This window comes from Nitrospira sp. T9, assembly GCF_052156535.1.
Classification (GTDB): Bacteria; Nitrospirota; Nitrospiria; order Nitrospirales; family UBA8639; genus Nitrospira_E.
On sequence record NZ_JBQKUP010000027.1, the window covers coordinates 1 to 14907 of the forward strand.

Consider the following 14907-nt stretch of genomic DNA (forward strand, 5'->3'; position numbering starts at 1 on the left):
ACACATTACTACAGATTTTTTCCGTGACCCTATTCGAGAAAATCCCTTTAACTCCGGAGTTTCTCAACACCAAAAACGATGGTGAAGATGAGAGGTCTTGTAACCAATTGAATTTATTTCATTCTTAACCGGACAGTAGTGACCTGTAAAGCAAACTCAAATAATAATGAAATAGGGTTCGCTGCGGGACAACCTTCCCACCAAACGGACCGAAGGCGTTTTCCGTATCCTATAGACCCATGCCTCAATCTAAATTTGAAATTTTTGGATATTGGGATTTGTGCTTCTTCAACTTTGGCCAGCCGTCAAACCCAAGGACCGCTTCGCCTGTTTACTGGAAGTACTTCCCGTTCTGATCGGCATCCCCCCTTCCAGAGGCAAGCTCACCTTCATTCCCTTCCATTCCAATTACCTATCAGTTACTCACCATTCATGCAGTTACTCTCATCCTAAGTGGACATTCCACGTACGCCGAGGTTCCACGAACTTCTGGATGCAGAGCCTGGTTGCTTGGGCAGAAACCACTTCGCCCGTCTCGACCGCTTTGTTCAAGAATGGGTTCCGGCCCGCCCCATACGTGAAATACTACTCAGACAATCGCCTCTTGCCTCATGACAATGGATGTTTTGTCTGGCCGCTTCCGAATATCTGGCGCCTTCGGGGCGGAGTATGAAATATTTGAATGAATCACAGCCCGCATCACAGGAGAAGCTGTCACAAACCTTCCGGGAACTCATGGTGATAAATGGGATACACCATGCGATATCCCATTGGCCCTCATCCGACTCCCGACGAACCACTCATCGGTCAATCCATTCACGATTGGCAACAAGCCCATATCCAAGACGGATCCACCTTCACCATCCCCGCAAAAATCAGTGATTAATTGCCATTTGCATTTGGTCGCTTTGCCGGAAGGAGGAAGGATAATGGCCGCACAATCTTTTCACACATATTGAAGAATCCAATATTTCGCTTTTTTGCTCAAAAAACAACAGCTCTTTCCAAGTAACCTGGCTACCGCATCTTCAGGATCTCCTGTAGGAAATGGCGTGCGTCCAGACATATTGAGAACACTGTTCTCCTAGGTTTGGAAGACTGGTACACCACCGACGGTCGACTCAACGGAGAAGCCACCGATTTGCTCATTTGCCATAATTTTGTCTTAAGACGGGTATAAGACTTTCCCAACGAATTTTTGGCGGGCATCTCCATCCAACTCCCCACCCATTGATGCGATCGAAGCACTATACTATTACACGAAACCCGAAACTGTATTGGTGAAAAATGAAGCTTTATCCTTATTGAGGGTAAACAGCACAGAAGCTACCATGTAGGTAGGGCCTTTGTCGGTTAATCGGAGGTATTTCAAATGGAGAAGTGAGGTGTGCAAGGAAATTCAAGTAGCAGAAAATGATTTGGAATGGCGCCAAAAAAATATTGATGAAGGACAAAAAGGAATAGCCTGCACAACCCACACGCGCTTCAAGAAGAACGAGATCATTTGATCTTCAAATGCTCTTTCTAGTGCTCCTTGCCTAATCTGAGGCAACAATTCGAAATCTCACATCATCAGCTACGTTATAAGCCGAGGCCTCGTCTCCCACAAATAAACCACAACGATAGAGTCCGGGTTTCCAGCCTCCTTCCGGTGAAATTTGAAACCGAAAATATCCGGATTGATCATTCATGCTCATGATGACCCGATCCTGGACTAACGCGACCTGACTGGACGAAATCTCAGACTTTTCAAGAAAGCATTTGGCCGTTAAGGGAATTTCATCGTAGGAAGGTGTGACTAAGCCAAACACCACATATATTTCTGGTTGATTAACGGGAAAAGTGTCTCCCGGATCAATGGGAATAAATTCATGGGACCCCATAAGTAGATCATCACGCATCACCATCTCTGCGGGAATGGCGAATCGGAACCAACTGAAATCCGCGTCACGCCCCATTAGGGATGCTCGGGAATGAACCGGTTCCAAACCCTCTAGACTTCTTGTTGGCAATTCCTCAGTTTGAACCGGCGACGTATCGGGGATGACGGGATCAGGGCTGACTGGACTGGGAACCACTGTGGACTGTTGGGTACTGGGAAGATGCGTCCGAATCTTCTCCAACCATTGTGCCACCTTTTGCATATCGAGAACTGGTGCCCCGGCAACGATCGGAGCATCATCGGTACTTTCCTGGCTCTCCTCTGAAGTAACTCTTGGTGCAGGGCCTAACTCCTGAAGTAATTCAAAATGCATCAACGCTTCAGGCCATCGTTCCAATTCCACCAGGCACTGGCCAATACGAAAAATAGAGTCCAAATACACCTCATTGGACGCACCCTGATCAATCCCCTTTTGGAGAAAATCGATGGCATCCTGATAGCGATTCAATTCCATTAAAGTCTGACCGAGTTCATAAGCCGCTCGATGATCGGAAGGTTTGAGGATGAGAACTTCTCGATATACCGGCTCGGCTTCCTCATACCGGCCAGCCGTAAAAAGTTTCCAGGCCTTATTACGGATCAACGCCCATTGCTTAAGATCTGCCCCGGTGCCCTCCGGGGTAAATATGGGTTGAAAACGGCGCCCTCTCTCCTTTGTAGCCCCATACACCACCATTAACAAATTGCGAGCAGCAGCTTCGACCGGAGAGCCTTTTGGGACATTTTTCAATACCCCTTCCACTTCCTTTCTGGCCCCTTCATAATCCAAGACATCAAAAAGCGCGCGGCCTAAAGACAATCGCCATCCTGTCATTTCCGGAGCCAGGAGTACCGCTTGGCGATATGATTCTAGGGACTCCTCTAAACGATCAAGTTTCCGAAGTTCTTGTGCTAAACGCAGATGAACCAGAGGGTTATGAGATGATCGTTTGGCGATACTTCTAAGCTCGGTAATGGCCGAATCTCCCTCTCCTATCCGAATCAATACACTCCATTTTGCCCACCGAACTCGCAACGAATCTGGCTCACGTTCCAGTATGGCATCATAGACCTCTAAGGCTTCCTGGTTCCGACGGATTGTCGTCAGAATGTTTCCTCGAAGTTTTTGGAAATTTGTATTATGGGGAAAATGGGGAATTTCCTGGTCAAGAATATCTAATGCTTGATTAGCGGATCCTTTCATCCACGCAGCCCGTGCTTGGTTGGTCACCTCCTCCTCGGACTTCATTCCCTCCGCATAGGCAAACGCCCAGGTCCCGGCAAAAAGAACCAAAAGAAACATCAACCCATGAATTAATCCTGTATCCTGTGGGAGTCGAGCCCATAAACTATGTGTATTGATTGCCAATTTCATAAATGGGTTGAGTAGCGTGATGACAGTATGATGATTATACCTCACCACAAAAATTGGCGAAAAAACCGGATCCAATACCAGGAAGGCACCCGAACATTCTTTGGCATAATCCACTCCACCATGCAGCTACAGTCTCTCCGACTAAGCTCAACGCCCAGAAGATCCCGTAACCAAAAATTATTGTAGATGAGGAATTACGCGCTGTCGAGCGCTAACGGAAGGGAATGGCTGAGGACAACCCGATTCCCGGGTTGTCCTGAGAAGAGTGGACTGAAATTACCATAAGGAAGATTTTGCTCTTGATCGAGTCTGCGATTCCGTTGACGGGCACTTGGCCCTAACGTTCGGTTGTGTAAGATCATAATCCTGGAATGCCTCATTACGTTTGTTCGCCATTGCAGAGGAAATTCCTAGATATATCCTTCTGGCAGATTCGGACAATTGCGGGTCGAATGGTGCCCCTCGAAACGCGGCTTCAGCCGCCTTCCGTTCATCATAAGTCAATGGTCGATTCTGTTTTTTCATAACTCCTCCGTATTCATAGTTATATAAATTACAATCATTAATGTACTAAAGGGCGCGGCTCTTTTTCGGCTTGAATCCGTTTTCCACAATTCAAGCAAGCAAAATACAAAAGACTTAATCCAACCTCTAAATCCACGGCGCGTTCTAGCACCATTGATCCCTGACATTTTTCACAGATTCTCATAATGTCCCTCAAATAATAAGTGTTCCTGTTCTCAGCTTCGGTTAAGCAAACCATGTGCCTCTCTTCCGAACTCACCAGACAAACACCATTTCCATAAAATCTAAACGAACAGGGGTGATTAAGGTGTTGGAACACTACGATAGTCTGAATCAATAAAAACCCGGTGTAAAATTCGTTGACAGTTGGCTCTAGTAGACCTTGGGCAGTAGGGTGAGATCATGTGCTTTGAGGGCAGGTTAATTAGAGTTGCATGGCGACAAATTTGTTAGGGAATCTGACAGGAGTCACCACACTCAAATTAGATAAATGGTCGAAATATTTTCTCTGGCTGGAGAGCCTGAATTTCAGAGGAAGGTAAGGAGAAGTGCCAACGAGTTAGAACCTGACGGGAAAAGAAATAGCGGCCATATAGGCTCTAGGCATCCAGATTAGATTACCGATACTCGTTGTGAAAGAAGAAAAAGCCGAATCTCTTGGACCTATAACTTTAAAAGCCTGTCCGAAAGGAAATTGGCTGGAGCCGGCGAGTGGGATTGAACCACCGACCTGCTGATTACGAATCAGCTGCTCTACCACTGAGCTACGCCGGCTCACATTGGAGTAATCAAATTGCGAAAGACAGAACGCTCTGGAGCACAAGCTTGGTAGGTTTTCTTTGTGGTCGTTTATACCTTTCGTCGCTTAGTAACGTCAACTTCCAAAGATTCTGGCTCTTTTGGAAAAATGGAGGATTTTGGCCGATCAATCGTAGAGTCCGCCCATTTATCCTCACCTCACTCTCTCCATTGACAAGGCAGCAGGTATATTTTAGTTTCTTGGGTTGACGTTATCTCAAGATCCATATGAGGGCGGAAGTGGGTAATCGAGTAAAACACATATTTAGGGGAATCGGGCTCATAATCGGTTTGGCAGGTACACCTCTTTTGGCACAGGCTGATTTTCTGGTTAAGACTGTCGTGTTATCCAAGGAGGTGAAAAAGAGAACCCCACAGGGAATATTCCTGCCTCCGGCCTATTGCGAAAAAGATAAAAACGGGCAAGCGGCCATTCCAGAGGTTCAAACTTCAAAAACCTCCCACGTGATATTTTGGACAAAAATCGAAGCAACCTCAACAGGAAAGATTCGTCACAGTTGGCATCACAAAACCGACGGAACATGGACCAAAATTTCAGAAGTGGACATCCCCATTCGACCTTCTCCAGGCTATCGCATGTGGAGCAGGAAATCACTACATCCAGATTTTCATATCGGCGAATGGATGATCGTGGTTGCCCCTTCCAAAGAACCGGATCGAATCCTCTGTATCGCACGATTTACGGTGAAATAAACCTGTAGGGCTTTTTGAGTCATGGGATTCACATTCACATGAATTAGAACTCATGGGTTGTTTGCTCTGATCAGGCGGATTAAGCCATTCTCATGTCACACCATACGTTTCACTTATTCTTATAGTCATCCCTACATACAGTCTATGCCTTCTTCCGTTGCATTTGCCAATCTAATCCGGTTGTTCAATCAAACAGGGACTCTACTTTTACTCTTCCCCACGCTTTGGTCCCTGTTTCTAGCTTCCGAGGGTTGGCCCAGCCTTAAACTTCTTATGATTTTTATTTTGGGATCATTCCTCATGCGAAGTGCGGGAGTGATTATGAATGACCTGGCAGACCGGTCATTCGATCGGGAAGTCCAACGGACGCGGCATCGCCCCCTCGCTTCCGGCCAATTAACCCCTTCCCAAGCAGTAGCATTTCTGGCCGTCTTGCTTGGGTTAGCAGCCATCTTGTTATTGTTCTTGAATCCCCTGACGCTTGCTTTGAGTCCTGTGGCATTGGTGCTTGCTGGGGGATACCCCTTCTGCAAGCGTTTCATCCATGTTCCCCAATTTGTTTTGGGCTTAGCATTTGGGTGGGGTGGCGTCTTGGCGTGGGCCGCTGTTCGCAACGAATTGGACCTGTCGGCCTGGGTTCTTTTTGCTGCAACGGTATGTTGGGCGATGGTCTACGATACGATTTACGCCATACAGGATAAAGATGATGACCAAAGGATTGGGGTCAAATCCACCGCCATTCTCTTTGGATCCTTCACCTGGCTTGGGGTGGGAATTGCCGCTTTGTTTATGCTGGGGTGCTTGGCCTTGGTCGCCAGAATCAATCATCTGGGAGTTGAATATTCTTTCACCTTAGGGGGAGTAGCTGTCATATTGGGCTATCAAGTCCTTCTTCTCCGCTCAAAGATTTCAGGGAAGAAAGCTTTGTCTTTATTCAAACAACATATCTGGATTGGGGTTCTTATTTTAGGAGGAATTTTGATGGGGCTTCGATAGGTACACTTGGAAAGAATTACAACACGACCGCTTGCGTTAATTTTTATTAGCCAAACACCTCCTTCAGATCTTAAGCGCTCATCTTCCTTTTCTAATTTCCAACCTGCCCTGGGCATCAAGAGCGTTTCCCAATGCTTTTAATCTTACGACCATCGGCGTTTAGTGGTTCCTGGCGGAAACTAAAATCATAGAAGAGCACCTGGTCATGGTAAGTTTAGCCTAAAAAATACACTTCTCAAAAAGAAAAATGGCCGTTGGGAGATTATTCTGATGTTGAACTCTGATTTTCATGTTTTGGGGCCTGGAGCGTCCCGAGATAATACGTGAGAGCCTTTGCATCTTGCTCTGAAATCCCCAAATTTGGCATCCTGGTATGTTTTTTCATGGCTTGAGGATATAGAATCCATCGATAGACCCATGTAGGATTGAGGCGAAAGCCTGCTCGATCCAATGCAGGGCCAACCACCCCGCCTTCATCGTTGAGACTATGACATCCCTGGCATCCATATTTATCATTATATAACTGCTTTCCCAGTTTAGCTTGAGCCGCACGGTCTTCTTCAGCAATGGTAAGATCAGGTCGCGGGACTTGTTGCTTTTTCGGTCGTTTTAAAAAATTATCAACGGCGGCTTTTGCCGTTTCATATTTTTCATTGGCGGCAAGAAACACTTCTTCTTCAGGAATGGTCACTTCTTTGGGTTCGTAACTTTCAAGCTGCTCATCAGTTAACGTTTCTTCATACGCTGCTTGCGCGGCCTCTGCCTTTTCGACGGCTGCCTCATAGGTGGCCTTTGTGGTTTCCATCTCTTGCTGCGCCACCTGTAATGCCTCTTCCAATTCCTTCTTTCTTGTTTCCAAATCATAGCTCAGCGACATCCCATGAAGGGTTCGAACATATCCCACAATTGACCAGATTTCTTCCTCCGATAACGTGTACTTAAAGGTCGGCATGGTTGGTACTGCAAAATAGTCCTCATCATCAATGACTTTTTGATCCGTGGTATCTTTCATGTCTCGATAAACGGTATGAAAAATCTCCTCATCACTGAAAGTGGACATTTCGGCATTGGATGCAAGATTTTTAGGCCGGGGGTCCGACATGCGCTCCCAATTGAATCCTTCTCCCTGTTGTCCGGTCTCCCCATGGCAATGACTACAATAGTGGTTATAGAGCTTTCGACCCTTCGCCGTTCTTTCATCCTCAAAAAGCGCACAGCCAGAAAATAGCGTGAAGGTTATTCCGAGGACGGCCAACCCGATGACTGTCATATCGCGACCGCCTCCCGCTACCCGTTTCATACTGATTGCCCCTTTCTCAGTTTTCTGACTATCACCAATTCAAATGCCGCTGCGAGGGCTAACCCCAAAATAACCCAACCAAAAATGGAATTATCTGCACTCGGTTCCGCCCGAACATACCACCAAGTAGAGACGGCTTTCTGGCCCCCCTTTTCCTTTACCAGACCATCGACAACCGCCCCATCCCAAAAGGCAAATGCTACATTACGCCATTCGCCTTCCTCTACTTGCACATCCTGAGCATCCTCGGTTTTCAATAAACGGGAAAAGACCACTTTCCAAATACCATTTTGCCAAACACCTTTTGCTTGAACATCCTGATGAGGTTGGGTTTCCAAGGTCTTAAACCCTTTTGCGCTCATATCAACTGCCTTGCCACTTTCATTTTTCCAAAACCAAATATTTACTGGTCCCCCTTCAACCTGCAACATTTCTTGGCCATGCGCGAAATGAGCCATTTTATCACCCACCATAAATTCAAGTGCTGCGGCATCGGCGGCATCTTCGGTAGGATCTGCGTATTCCACGAGAATAGCCAGTTCCTGGCCATTATGAACCCCTTTGACCTTGACCGACTTCACCGTCACCTCCTGGATTCTAGGAGGCCAATGCACCTGGGGCGCCAGGTTAAATTCCGAACTAGGCACCGAATCCCATTGTGAAGAATTTGGGTCTTCTGACGGCAAGCTGCCTTCTAATTGATACAATCGAACCGAGACACTACCTGGCTCATCTGAAGCAGGTGGCTCATTGGCAAAAGCTGACGAAAATCCCAGGACCCCGAACAGCCCAATAATGGATAGTGTCCTGAGGTTTCCTAGTCCGTTCAACATGTCATATTCTCCACTCATTCATCCACAACATAATTGGCTTGAGTCTATTCTTCTTCTTCTTCCCAAGTCCGAGGGGATTGGTGTGCCCCATCATATTCACCCATAATAATTTTCCAAATAAACTCTTCTGGCAATTCCTCTTCCCATCGGGGCATAGCCGATTTCCAAGGCATGCCTTCGACGGGTAAACCCACTCCCCCTTTTTTTATTCTCCAGAACAAATACGCCTCTTGTAATTGCGCAATAGTTCCCGGGTCACTAAAGTTGGCAGGAGGTGGATTAAAGCCAGGGGCCGCTGGACCCTTTCCATCATAATTGGCTCCGTGACAGGGTGAGCAGTAGGCGGCATACAGGCCTTTGCCCATCATAATATTCTCAGGGGTTTTGGGATAAGGGTTGGATAAGCCGACAAATTCACCTGGCGGGGCCGGATGAATGGTTCTGTTTTCGGCAGGTGGAAGGTCGCTAGGGACCAGTCGGCTGTACGTTTGCCACCCCACCAAAAGCGGGAACATAACCAACACCGCCAACCGGGCCATCTGCCCTGCTCCCGTCTGTCCTTTCCCCGACAAAAATCTGAAGATTGGCCCCATCATGGCCTCCAAGGAAGGCGCACTCATGGTTCCGTAAATCATTATTCCACTCAGAACAAGGGCCAAATATAGGTAAATTAAACTGGCTGGAAGAGGTGCCGTCACTAACGGAAGAAGGAATTTCAAAAATATGAACATTCCAGCAAGAATGATAGCTCCACTAATGATTGGGCCTTTCATGATATTCTCCTCATTATGGCTATTCCTTTAGCGGTCCGCCAAATTCTGAATTTGGGATTTAAGTGAAGAGGAGACCGAAGCCACCTTTAAGGAATTGGCTGTTTCTTGCGCAGTTTCCATTATATCTTCAACTTTGATACTGATGGGCTCCCCACTCATTTTTTGGAGAAACGCAATAACCGAATAAATTTCCTGATTGCTTAAGCCGATGGGATCCTGGTCAATATGGGGCATCTGTGCAGGATATTCTTTTGGAATACCATCATGCCTGAAGTCCAAATAAATATAGGCTTGAGGCTGGGTTAAACTTTCATAGATAAATTCAGCAGACAGTTTTGCTCCAATGCCATTTAAATCAGGGCATCTGGCCGATTCGCTCGGTCCAATGGAATGGCATAACGCACATTGTCCCTTGCTAAAAAATATTTTTTGCCCAATGGAGGCCAAATCATCTGGACTCTTGACGCTGGCAAGATCGAAGGTTTCCACCGCCGGAGGCAAGGACGCCATTTGGGGAACACTCAAGGCAATTAAGCTAAAAACTCCCAAGACCATCGCGACGAATCCAAGCACCCGAAGGAACATGCCCTTAATAAACAACAGGATGAGGATACCCACCCCAATGACACACATGCCGATTATCTGCAATAGCGCGACTTCACTCATGTTTCCTCACCCATGCTTTTCAAAGATGTATGGCTCTTGAGTCTTTCTCTTACTCCATCCCTATTCAAGTTTTTCCCCTGAACTCGGTGCACCACCAGCCATTGCCGGAGCGGTGTGGCCAGGAATTCCCATTGTAGATCCCTTTGGCGGCTGGGCTTTGGCCTTATCGCCCAAGGTCGCTACCCAAAAAATAAATGCGACGATCAGGCAAAACACAAATGTATTAAGGGACATAAATGCCGCCGCATACCCTAACGCAGGGGAATATGCATAATCCGAGGTATCTCTCATGACGCCATAAATGTGCCAGTGCACTCGAGATGATGATCGTGCATATCCCATTAGGGACATGAGCAAAATCACCATCACCGCATTTAAGACCAAGCTATATCCAGCCCGAATAGGCATTTTTCCCCATACCATTTCCGTGGTCGTTTTAGCACTTTTCATTAACAAAGCGGTTAATGGGGTGAACGTAATCATGATGAACAGCACAATTAAAACCTGGGCAACCGAGAAATAATTAATCCGGATAATGGCTGGGACAAAATATCCCCATACCCCAAGAACCACAACGGCGATACCTGCGATAACCAGTAACCCTCCCATAATAGCCTTGGCAGCTTTGGCCCATCCTGCAGTTTCTTGTTTTCCCGCCCGCCAATACATAATGAAACTCATAAACGTCACGAGTATCATGATATTGGACACGGTCATTTTTGCAGACATTACGCCGAACACCCCGAGTAAAGGATGGTGAGTACCGCCCATTTTTTGTGCTTCCGCCAAGCTCGCCACCAAGGAATGCGGAGTCATCCACACTCCAAGGCACAATAACAGGACGATCAGCATCCCCATCACCGGTTTTTTATATTGGTTTTCAGACCCTGGAATTCGGTGGGTAATTCCCAACCAAAAATAGTAATTGGCTCCGAGGAAGAGCACTCCAATGAGCATAGCCTGAAGGATAAACAGCCATGCCAAGAAACCACCCATAAGGGTAATCCCCATTTGTTGGTTGTATTGGTAGACCTCCCGCATAAGCCAATAGCCGGCGAATGGGAGGGGTAACATACCAAACACCCCAATAAAATTCCCGACATACCCCATCCAATCGTAGTGCTCCCGCTCTTCACGTGATACCGCGAGTAAATAGCGGACACCCGCATACGCTCCGACTATAAATCCACCCAACACCACGTTGGCGATCAATCTATGGATATTGACTGGCCACCAGGTTGGGTTTTGCATAGCCATCCAAGCCCTAGCCCAAGCATCTCCCTCCCCCACCACCACCGGACTGGCCTGAAAGGTTGCCCATGAGTTGGGTACGATCATGATTCCGAGGGCAAAAAGATTTAAAAGAAACCCTAAAAAGAGATGGAAAGTTTTTTTATTGCCCTGCATGTAATCCCACCCATACCAATACATATATAGGGTGGCCGTTTCCAATAAAAAGAGCAAACAATAGACAAGGAAGGAAGGGAAAAACATATCGGTCAGATAGGCCATCAACTTAGGGTAGAGTCCGATCAGCAGGAACAGAAGGATTCCGCCGAAAAGGGCGGTGGTGGCATAGGCTGAGGTTAGGAGCTTTGTAAACTCTTTGGCGAGCTTGTCATACCGTTGCTCCTTGGTTTTCCATCCAACCAACTCGCATATCCAGGCAAAAATCGGAACACCTAACACGAAACCAGCCAGCAACAAATGTTGTTGCGCGACAACCCATACCAGGTTACGACTACCGATTCCAGGGACATCCCGATATTCAACCGACATGGCCTGAATCTCAGCACCTCCAGCCGCCATAGCCAAAGCCGGGAAAAAGAGAAGGGCCAATAAACTTCCAAATTTAAGCAATCCAGGCATTCTATTCATTCCTTGCACAACGGGTGCGTGTCGTAATTGGCCGGCCGATGTCATTCTGGCCCCCCTTCGATCGTTCATTATTTTGTTCAAGGCTACCCACCAGAGCCCACAAACCTTTTCTAGGGTTTTCCTCCATCCTCTACTGGAGGTTGCTTCTCAGCCTTATTTTCCGGTTTGGCTTTAGGTGAAAGGTCACCAGCTTCTAAAGACGTTTTTGTATCTCCAGACTTTTCCTCCTGAAGCTTACTCACCACAAGTTCCGCGGTGGCCAGAACTTGCTCCGCTTCCTTCAATACCTTTTGTGGCTCAACTTTGACCACTCCTTTTTGTTCAAAAGTATAGACATATTCTTCATGTGGGTGTGGCGTCGTAGAAGGCAGGAGAACCCAGAAGAGAAACACTAGTACGACACCCGCCCCAGTAAAGGCGGTTAGGAGTAGAGGTTGATCCGATGGTATACGTAAGCTGTCCCAAAATTTAGCCTGGTCCACTGCTGACCCTTTTACCGGGGTCGCATTTTTTACAAATGGTTGGGCGAGCCACCCTAGGCCATACAGCCACCCCAATATACAAAGAATAAGTACAATAGACGAAACACTCCCCCACATCACCAGCTCAAGACTTATCTGTTCGGCGACGGGAATGACGAATATATTCTCTTTGATTGATTCAACAATACTGGAAACCACCGACTGAGTGGCTTCCGTCACCGTGGACACCACGATCATGATGATTGGTAATGTCAAAAGACTAAAGACTGCCCATCGGACCCAAAGATGAAGACCAAAGCCTGGTTTCGGATCGACCTTTAACCTGTCAATAAATACGGTTCTTGCACATAGACCAAGAGCCCAAATATCAACTGGTATGGAGACAAGTAACAAAAGAAAAAGCCCGCTCCCCTCCCATGGATGCATATGTGCCGCAAGCAACAACAAGGCGACCACCATCTTTATTGGAAATCCGGTCCAGAATGTAGGCCAGAAAACTAAAAGCCCTAACTTCGTATTTGACATATGTTCCCAGAGATTAGTCTAAAAAGTGTCGGTTTATAATGGCTGACACAGTAAACACCAGAATAAATACCATAATCACCGTCCAACCAATCAGAGCTATTGGCCGCTTAAAGATATTTCGCTCTGAACTTGTATCCAAAAAAGGCAGGGCCGCTAAAAACGCCATAAATGCCCCTGGTATGGCCATAGCCCCAAGAAATTGGCCAAATTCCCCGCCAAAAATTTTCAATCGAAGCAACTGAAACAAGAACAAGAAATACCATTCCGGCTCCGGATGATAATCACCGGGATCAGGAGTCGCTTTTTCCAGCAACACCACTGGCTCAATGAAGGCAAGGGAACAGATGATTAAAAAGACCGTGGCCATAGCCACAATATCTTTCCAAATCTGACGAGGAAAAAAATAATCTGTTTTGGCCTTGATCTCATCAGGTGTGCCCCTAAACGGACCTGCGGGCCCGGCCTTTCTAAAAAGGAAAATATGAAGGCCGGCCAGCCCTGCTAATGCAGCCGGCAAGATCATGACATGGATGACAAAAAACCGACTTAGCGTCATTTGCCCCGGGGTGGGACCACCCTTAAGAAATCGAGCTATAAAATCCCCCACAACCGGGGTTTTATCCATAATTTCAACCCCGACCACCGTTGCCCAATATGCGCGTTGATCCCATGGAAGGAGATAGCCTGTAAAGCCAAAACCCATCACAATGCCAAATAAAGCTAAGCCTACCAACCAGATGAGTTCTCGTGGCTTTTTATAGGCACCCCATAAAAAAACTTGGGACATATGCGCGAAGACCATCACCACCATGGCAGAGGATCCCCAAAAATGGTAGCTCAGGAGAAACCACCCGTAGTCCACTTCGTGGATGATGTATTGAGTACTCGCGTAAGCGTGATCGGTACTGGGGACATAATAAAACATCAATAGTATCCCCGTGACGACTTGAAGAATAAAGATAAATAGCAATACCGAGCCAAAAGCATAGGCCCAGCGAGAGCCGCCAGGAATTGGCTCATTCAGCATTTTGGCCTGAATATTTTTCAGACCTACCCGCTCATCAACAAATTCAACAACCTTTTCGAATGCGTTTTGTTGACTTGCGACTTGACTGTCTTCCTTCATGCGCCTTTCACCATTCCATCCTAGGCTTTTACAGAAGCCGAATTTGGTTATTAACCCCGGCTTTATATTCAACATCAATGATCTTCACTTCTCCACCGGCATCAACTTTCAGAGGAAGCACATCGAGCGGTCTTGGTGCCGGCCCTTCAATAACTTTTCCAGCTTCATCATAAATACTCAGATGACAAGGGCATAAAAACACCCCATCTGGAAAATTTTTTGTTTTTCTCCATTTATACCCACAACCCAGATGGGGACATTTCCCAGAGTAGCCAATATAGGGAGAATTTGACTTGTTGACCCAGATGACATCCCCCTTATCATCATAAAACTTTCTATCATTTCCCTCATATACGGCTTGTTGTACAGCCGGAGTCGCCTTAACCACCCAAATGTTTTTCTCAATCTGTTGCTCTGGCATAAAGGCTTCTTTAAACCCGCGGGTAAATTTAAATTGGAAGCCAATATTCTCTTTATTCACCTTCTTTACATTGCCGACGGAAAACCAGGCATTATCGTAGGGCTTGAACATGGGCTTCATGAGATACTTCAACACAGGAAACACTAAGGGCAAGGCAATTAAGGTCCCAATCGCATGCGTCATATTGGTAAAAAATGTGCGCCTGGGAACCCCTTGCTCTAACCGAGGAAGAGGAACCAAAATCTCACCGGGCTCCACATGCAAATGATCTTCCAAATGGGCAATTTCAACTTCCTTAATCGTGACGTACTGATCTCGCTCGAGCACCGGAAATTGACCGAATTCTTCGGGTGAACACCGAAGGACAATTTCCTCCTCGCTCACTACTTCCTGAATTTGGTCAATAGGAATCTGGCGTTGCGCCCCGTGGCCATTCAATTCTTGAACAATGATATGGCTGATTTGATGGGAAAGGGGATCAACAATAACCTTAGAAATCTTCCCGACTTCCTTGTTCGCACACACCGCTTTTGCTGTCAATTTTGGTTGCATAGCCAGGGAAAAACCTCAGATG

Annotated in this window: 12 protein-coding genes and 1 tRNA gene; 3 read left to right on the top strand and 10 right to left on the bottom strand. The window is 46.7% G+C overall.

All coding sequences use genetic code 11. From position 1 onward, the window contains the following. Positions 1-757: 757 nt before the first annotated feature. Positions 758-886, top strand: coding sequence for a hypothetical protein (locus tag ACTRXD_RS04110; protein WP_442430576.1), 129 nt, complete (start codon positions 758-760; stop codon positions 884-886). A gap of 652 nt (positions 887-1538) precedes the next feature. On the opposite strand, the gene ACTRXD_RS04115 is transcribed toward ACTRXD_RS04110, so the two are convergent. Both ACTRXD_RS04115 and ACTRXD_RS04120 read right to left on the bottom strand, forming a co-directional pair. Continuing rightward, a complete protein-coding gene (locus ACTRXD_RS04115) occupies positions 1539-3224 on the bottom strand; it encodes a tetratricopeptide repeat protein (RefSeq protein WP_442430577.1) in 1686 nt (561 codons plus the stop codon). A gap of 1296 nt (positions 3225-4520) precedes the next feature. After that, positions 4521-4595 (bottom strand) — tRNA-Thr (locus ACTRXD_RS04120). Positions 4596-4859: 264 nt separating this feature from the next. Between ACTRXD_RS04120 and ACTRXD_RS04125 the strand changes: the two genes are divergently transcribed. Both ACTRXD_RS04125 and ubiA read left to right on the top strand, forming a co-directional pair. Further along, complete coding sequence (locus ACTRXD_RS04125) at positions 4860-5333, top strand: DUF2914 domain-containing protein (RefSeq protein ID WP_442430578.1); 474 nt, start codon at positions 4860-4862, stop codon at positions 5331-5333. Between the two features lie 144 nt (positions 5334-5477). Further along, positions 5478-6329: a 4-hydroxybenzoate octaprenyltransferase gene (ubiA, locus tag ACTRXD_RS04130; protein WP_442430579.1), complete on the top strand. Its 852-nt coding sequence runs from the start codon at positions 5478-5480 to the stop codon at positions 6327-6329. Positions 6330-6591: 262 nt separating this feature from the next. On the opposite strand, the gene ACTRXD_RS04135 is transcribed toward ubiA, so the two are convergent. From ACTRXD_RS04135 to ACTRXD_RS04170, 8 genes are all read right to left on the bottom strand, one after another. Continuing rightward, on the bottom strand, positions 6592-7629 hold the full coding sequence (locus ACTRXD_RS04135; RefSeq protein WP_442430580.1) for a c-type cytochrome: 1038 nt from the start codon (positions 7627-7629) through the stop codon (positions 6592-6594). Further along, the gene (locus ACTRXD_RS04140) at positions 7626-8462 is read right to left on the bottom strand and encodes an ethylbenzene dehydrogenase-related protein (RefSeq protein WP_442430581.1); all 837 of its coding nucleotides are present in this window, start codon (positions 8460-8462) and stop codon (positions 7626-7628) included. The genes ACTRXD_RS04135 and ACTRXD_RS04140 overlap by 4 nt, the downstream gene beginning before the upstream one ends. Before the next feature lie 44 nt (positions 8463-8506). Then, entirely contained in the window at positions 8507-9235 is a 729-nt protein-coding gene (locus ACTRXD_RS04145) for a c-type cytochrome (protein ID WP_312743831.1), read from the bottom strand. Positions 9236-9262: 27 nt separating this feature from the next. Further along, positions 9263-9901: a c-type cytochrome gene (locus ACTRXD_RS04150; protein ID WP_442430582.1), complete on the bottom strand. Its 639-nt coding sequence runs from the start codon at positions 9899-9901 to the stop codon at positions 9263-9265. Between the two features lie 60 nt (positions 9902-9961). Then, complete coding sequence (locus ACTRXD_RS04155) at positions 9962-11770, bottom strand: cytochrome ubiquinol oxidase subunit I (protein ID WP_442430583.1); 1809 nt, start codon at positions 11768-11770, stop codon at positions 9962-9964. Between the two features lie 119 nt (positions 11771-11889). Beyond that, the gene (locus ACTRXD_RS04160) at positions 11890-12720 is read right to left on the bottom strand and encodes a hypothetical protein (RefSeq protein ID WP_442430584.1); all 831 of its coding nucleotides are present in this window, start codon (positions 12718-12720) and stop codon (positions 11890-11892) included. Positions 12721-12799: 79 nt separating this feature from the next. Beyond that, a complete protein-coding gene (locus ACTRXD_RS04165; RefSeq protein WP_442430585.1) occupies positions 12800-13912 on the bottom strand; it encodes a cytochrome b in 1113 nt (370 codons plus the stop codon). Between the two features lie 28 nt (positions 13913-13940). Next, positions 13941-14885: a ubiquinol-cytochrome c reductase iron-sulfur subunit gene (locus ACTRXD_RS04170; protein ID WP_442430586.1), complete on the bottom strand. Its 945-nt coding sequence runs from the start codon at positions 14883-14885 to the stop codon at positions 13941-13943. Positions 14886-14907: the final 22 nt, after the last annotated feature.

What these genes read in the sequence shown, in the direction of transcription:
- ACTRXD_RS04110 (WP_442430576.1), top strand. Translation starts at nt 758, where the DNA reads ATGCGATATCCCATTGGCCCTCATCCGACTCCCGACGAACCACTCATC.
- ACTRXD_RS04115 (WP_442430577.1), bottom strand. Translation starts at nt 3,224, where the DNA reads ATGTTTCTTTTGGTTCTTTTTGCCGGGACCTGGGCGTTTGCCTATGCG.
- ubiA (WP_442430579.1), top strand. Translation starts at nt 5,478, where the DNA reads ATGCCTTCTTCCGTTGCATTTGCCAATCTAATCCGGTTGTTCAATCAA.
- ACTRXD_RS04135 (WP_442430580.1), bottom strand. Translation starts at nt 7,629, where the DNA reads ATGAAACGGGTAGCGGGAGGCGGTCGCGATATGACAGTCATCGGGTTG.
- ACTRXD_RS04140 (WP_442430581.1), bottom strand. Translation starts at nt 8,462, where the DNA reads ATGTTGAACGGACTAGGAAACCTCAGGACACTATCCATTATTGGGCTG.
- ACTRXD_RS04145 (WP_312743831.1), bottom strand. Translation starts at nt 9,235, where the DNA reads ATGAAAGGCCCAATCATTAGTGGAGCTATCATTCTTGCTGGAATGTTC.
- ACTRXD_RS04150 (WP_442430582.1), bottom strand. Translation starts at nt 9,901, where the DNA reads ATGAGTGAAGTCGCGCTATTGCAGATAATCGGCATGTGTGTCATTGGG.
- ACTRXD_RS04155 (WP_442430583.1), bottom strand. Translation starts at nt 11,770, where the DNA reads ATGCCTGGATTGCTTAAATTTGGAAGTTTATTGGCCCTTCTCTTTTTC.
- ACTRXD_RS04160 (WP_442430584.1), bottom strand. Translation starts at nt 12,720, where the DNA reads ATGGTGGTCGCCTTGTTGTTGCTTGCGGCACATATGCATCCATGGGAG.
- ACTRXD_RS04165 (WP_442430585.1), bottom strand. Translation starts at nt 13,912, where the DNA reads ATGAAGGAAGACAGTCAAGTCGCAAGTCAACAAAACGCATTCGAAAAG.
- ACTRXD_RS04170 (WP_442430586.1), bottom strand. Translation starts at nt 14,885, where the DNA reads ATGCAACCAAAATTGACAGCAAAAGCGGTGTGTGCGAACAAGGAAGTC.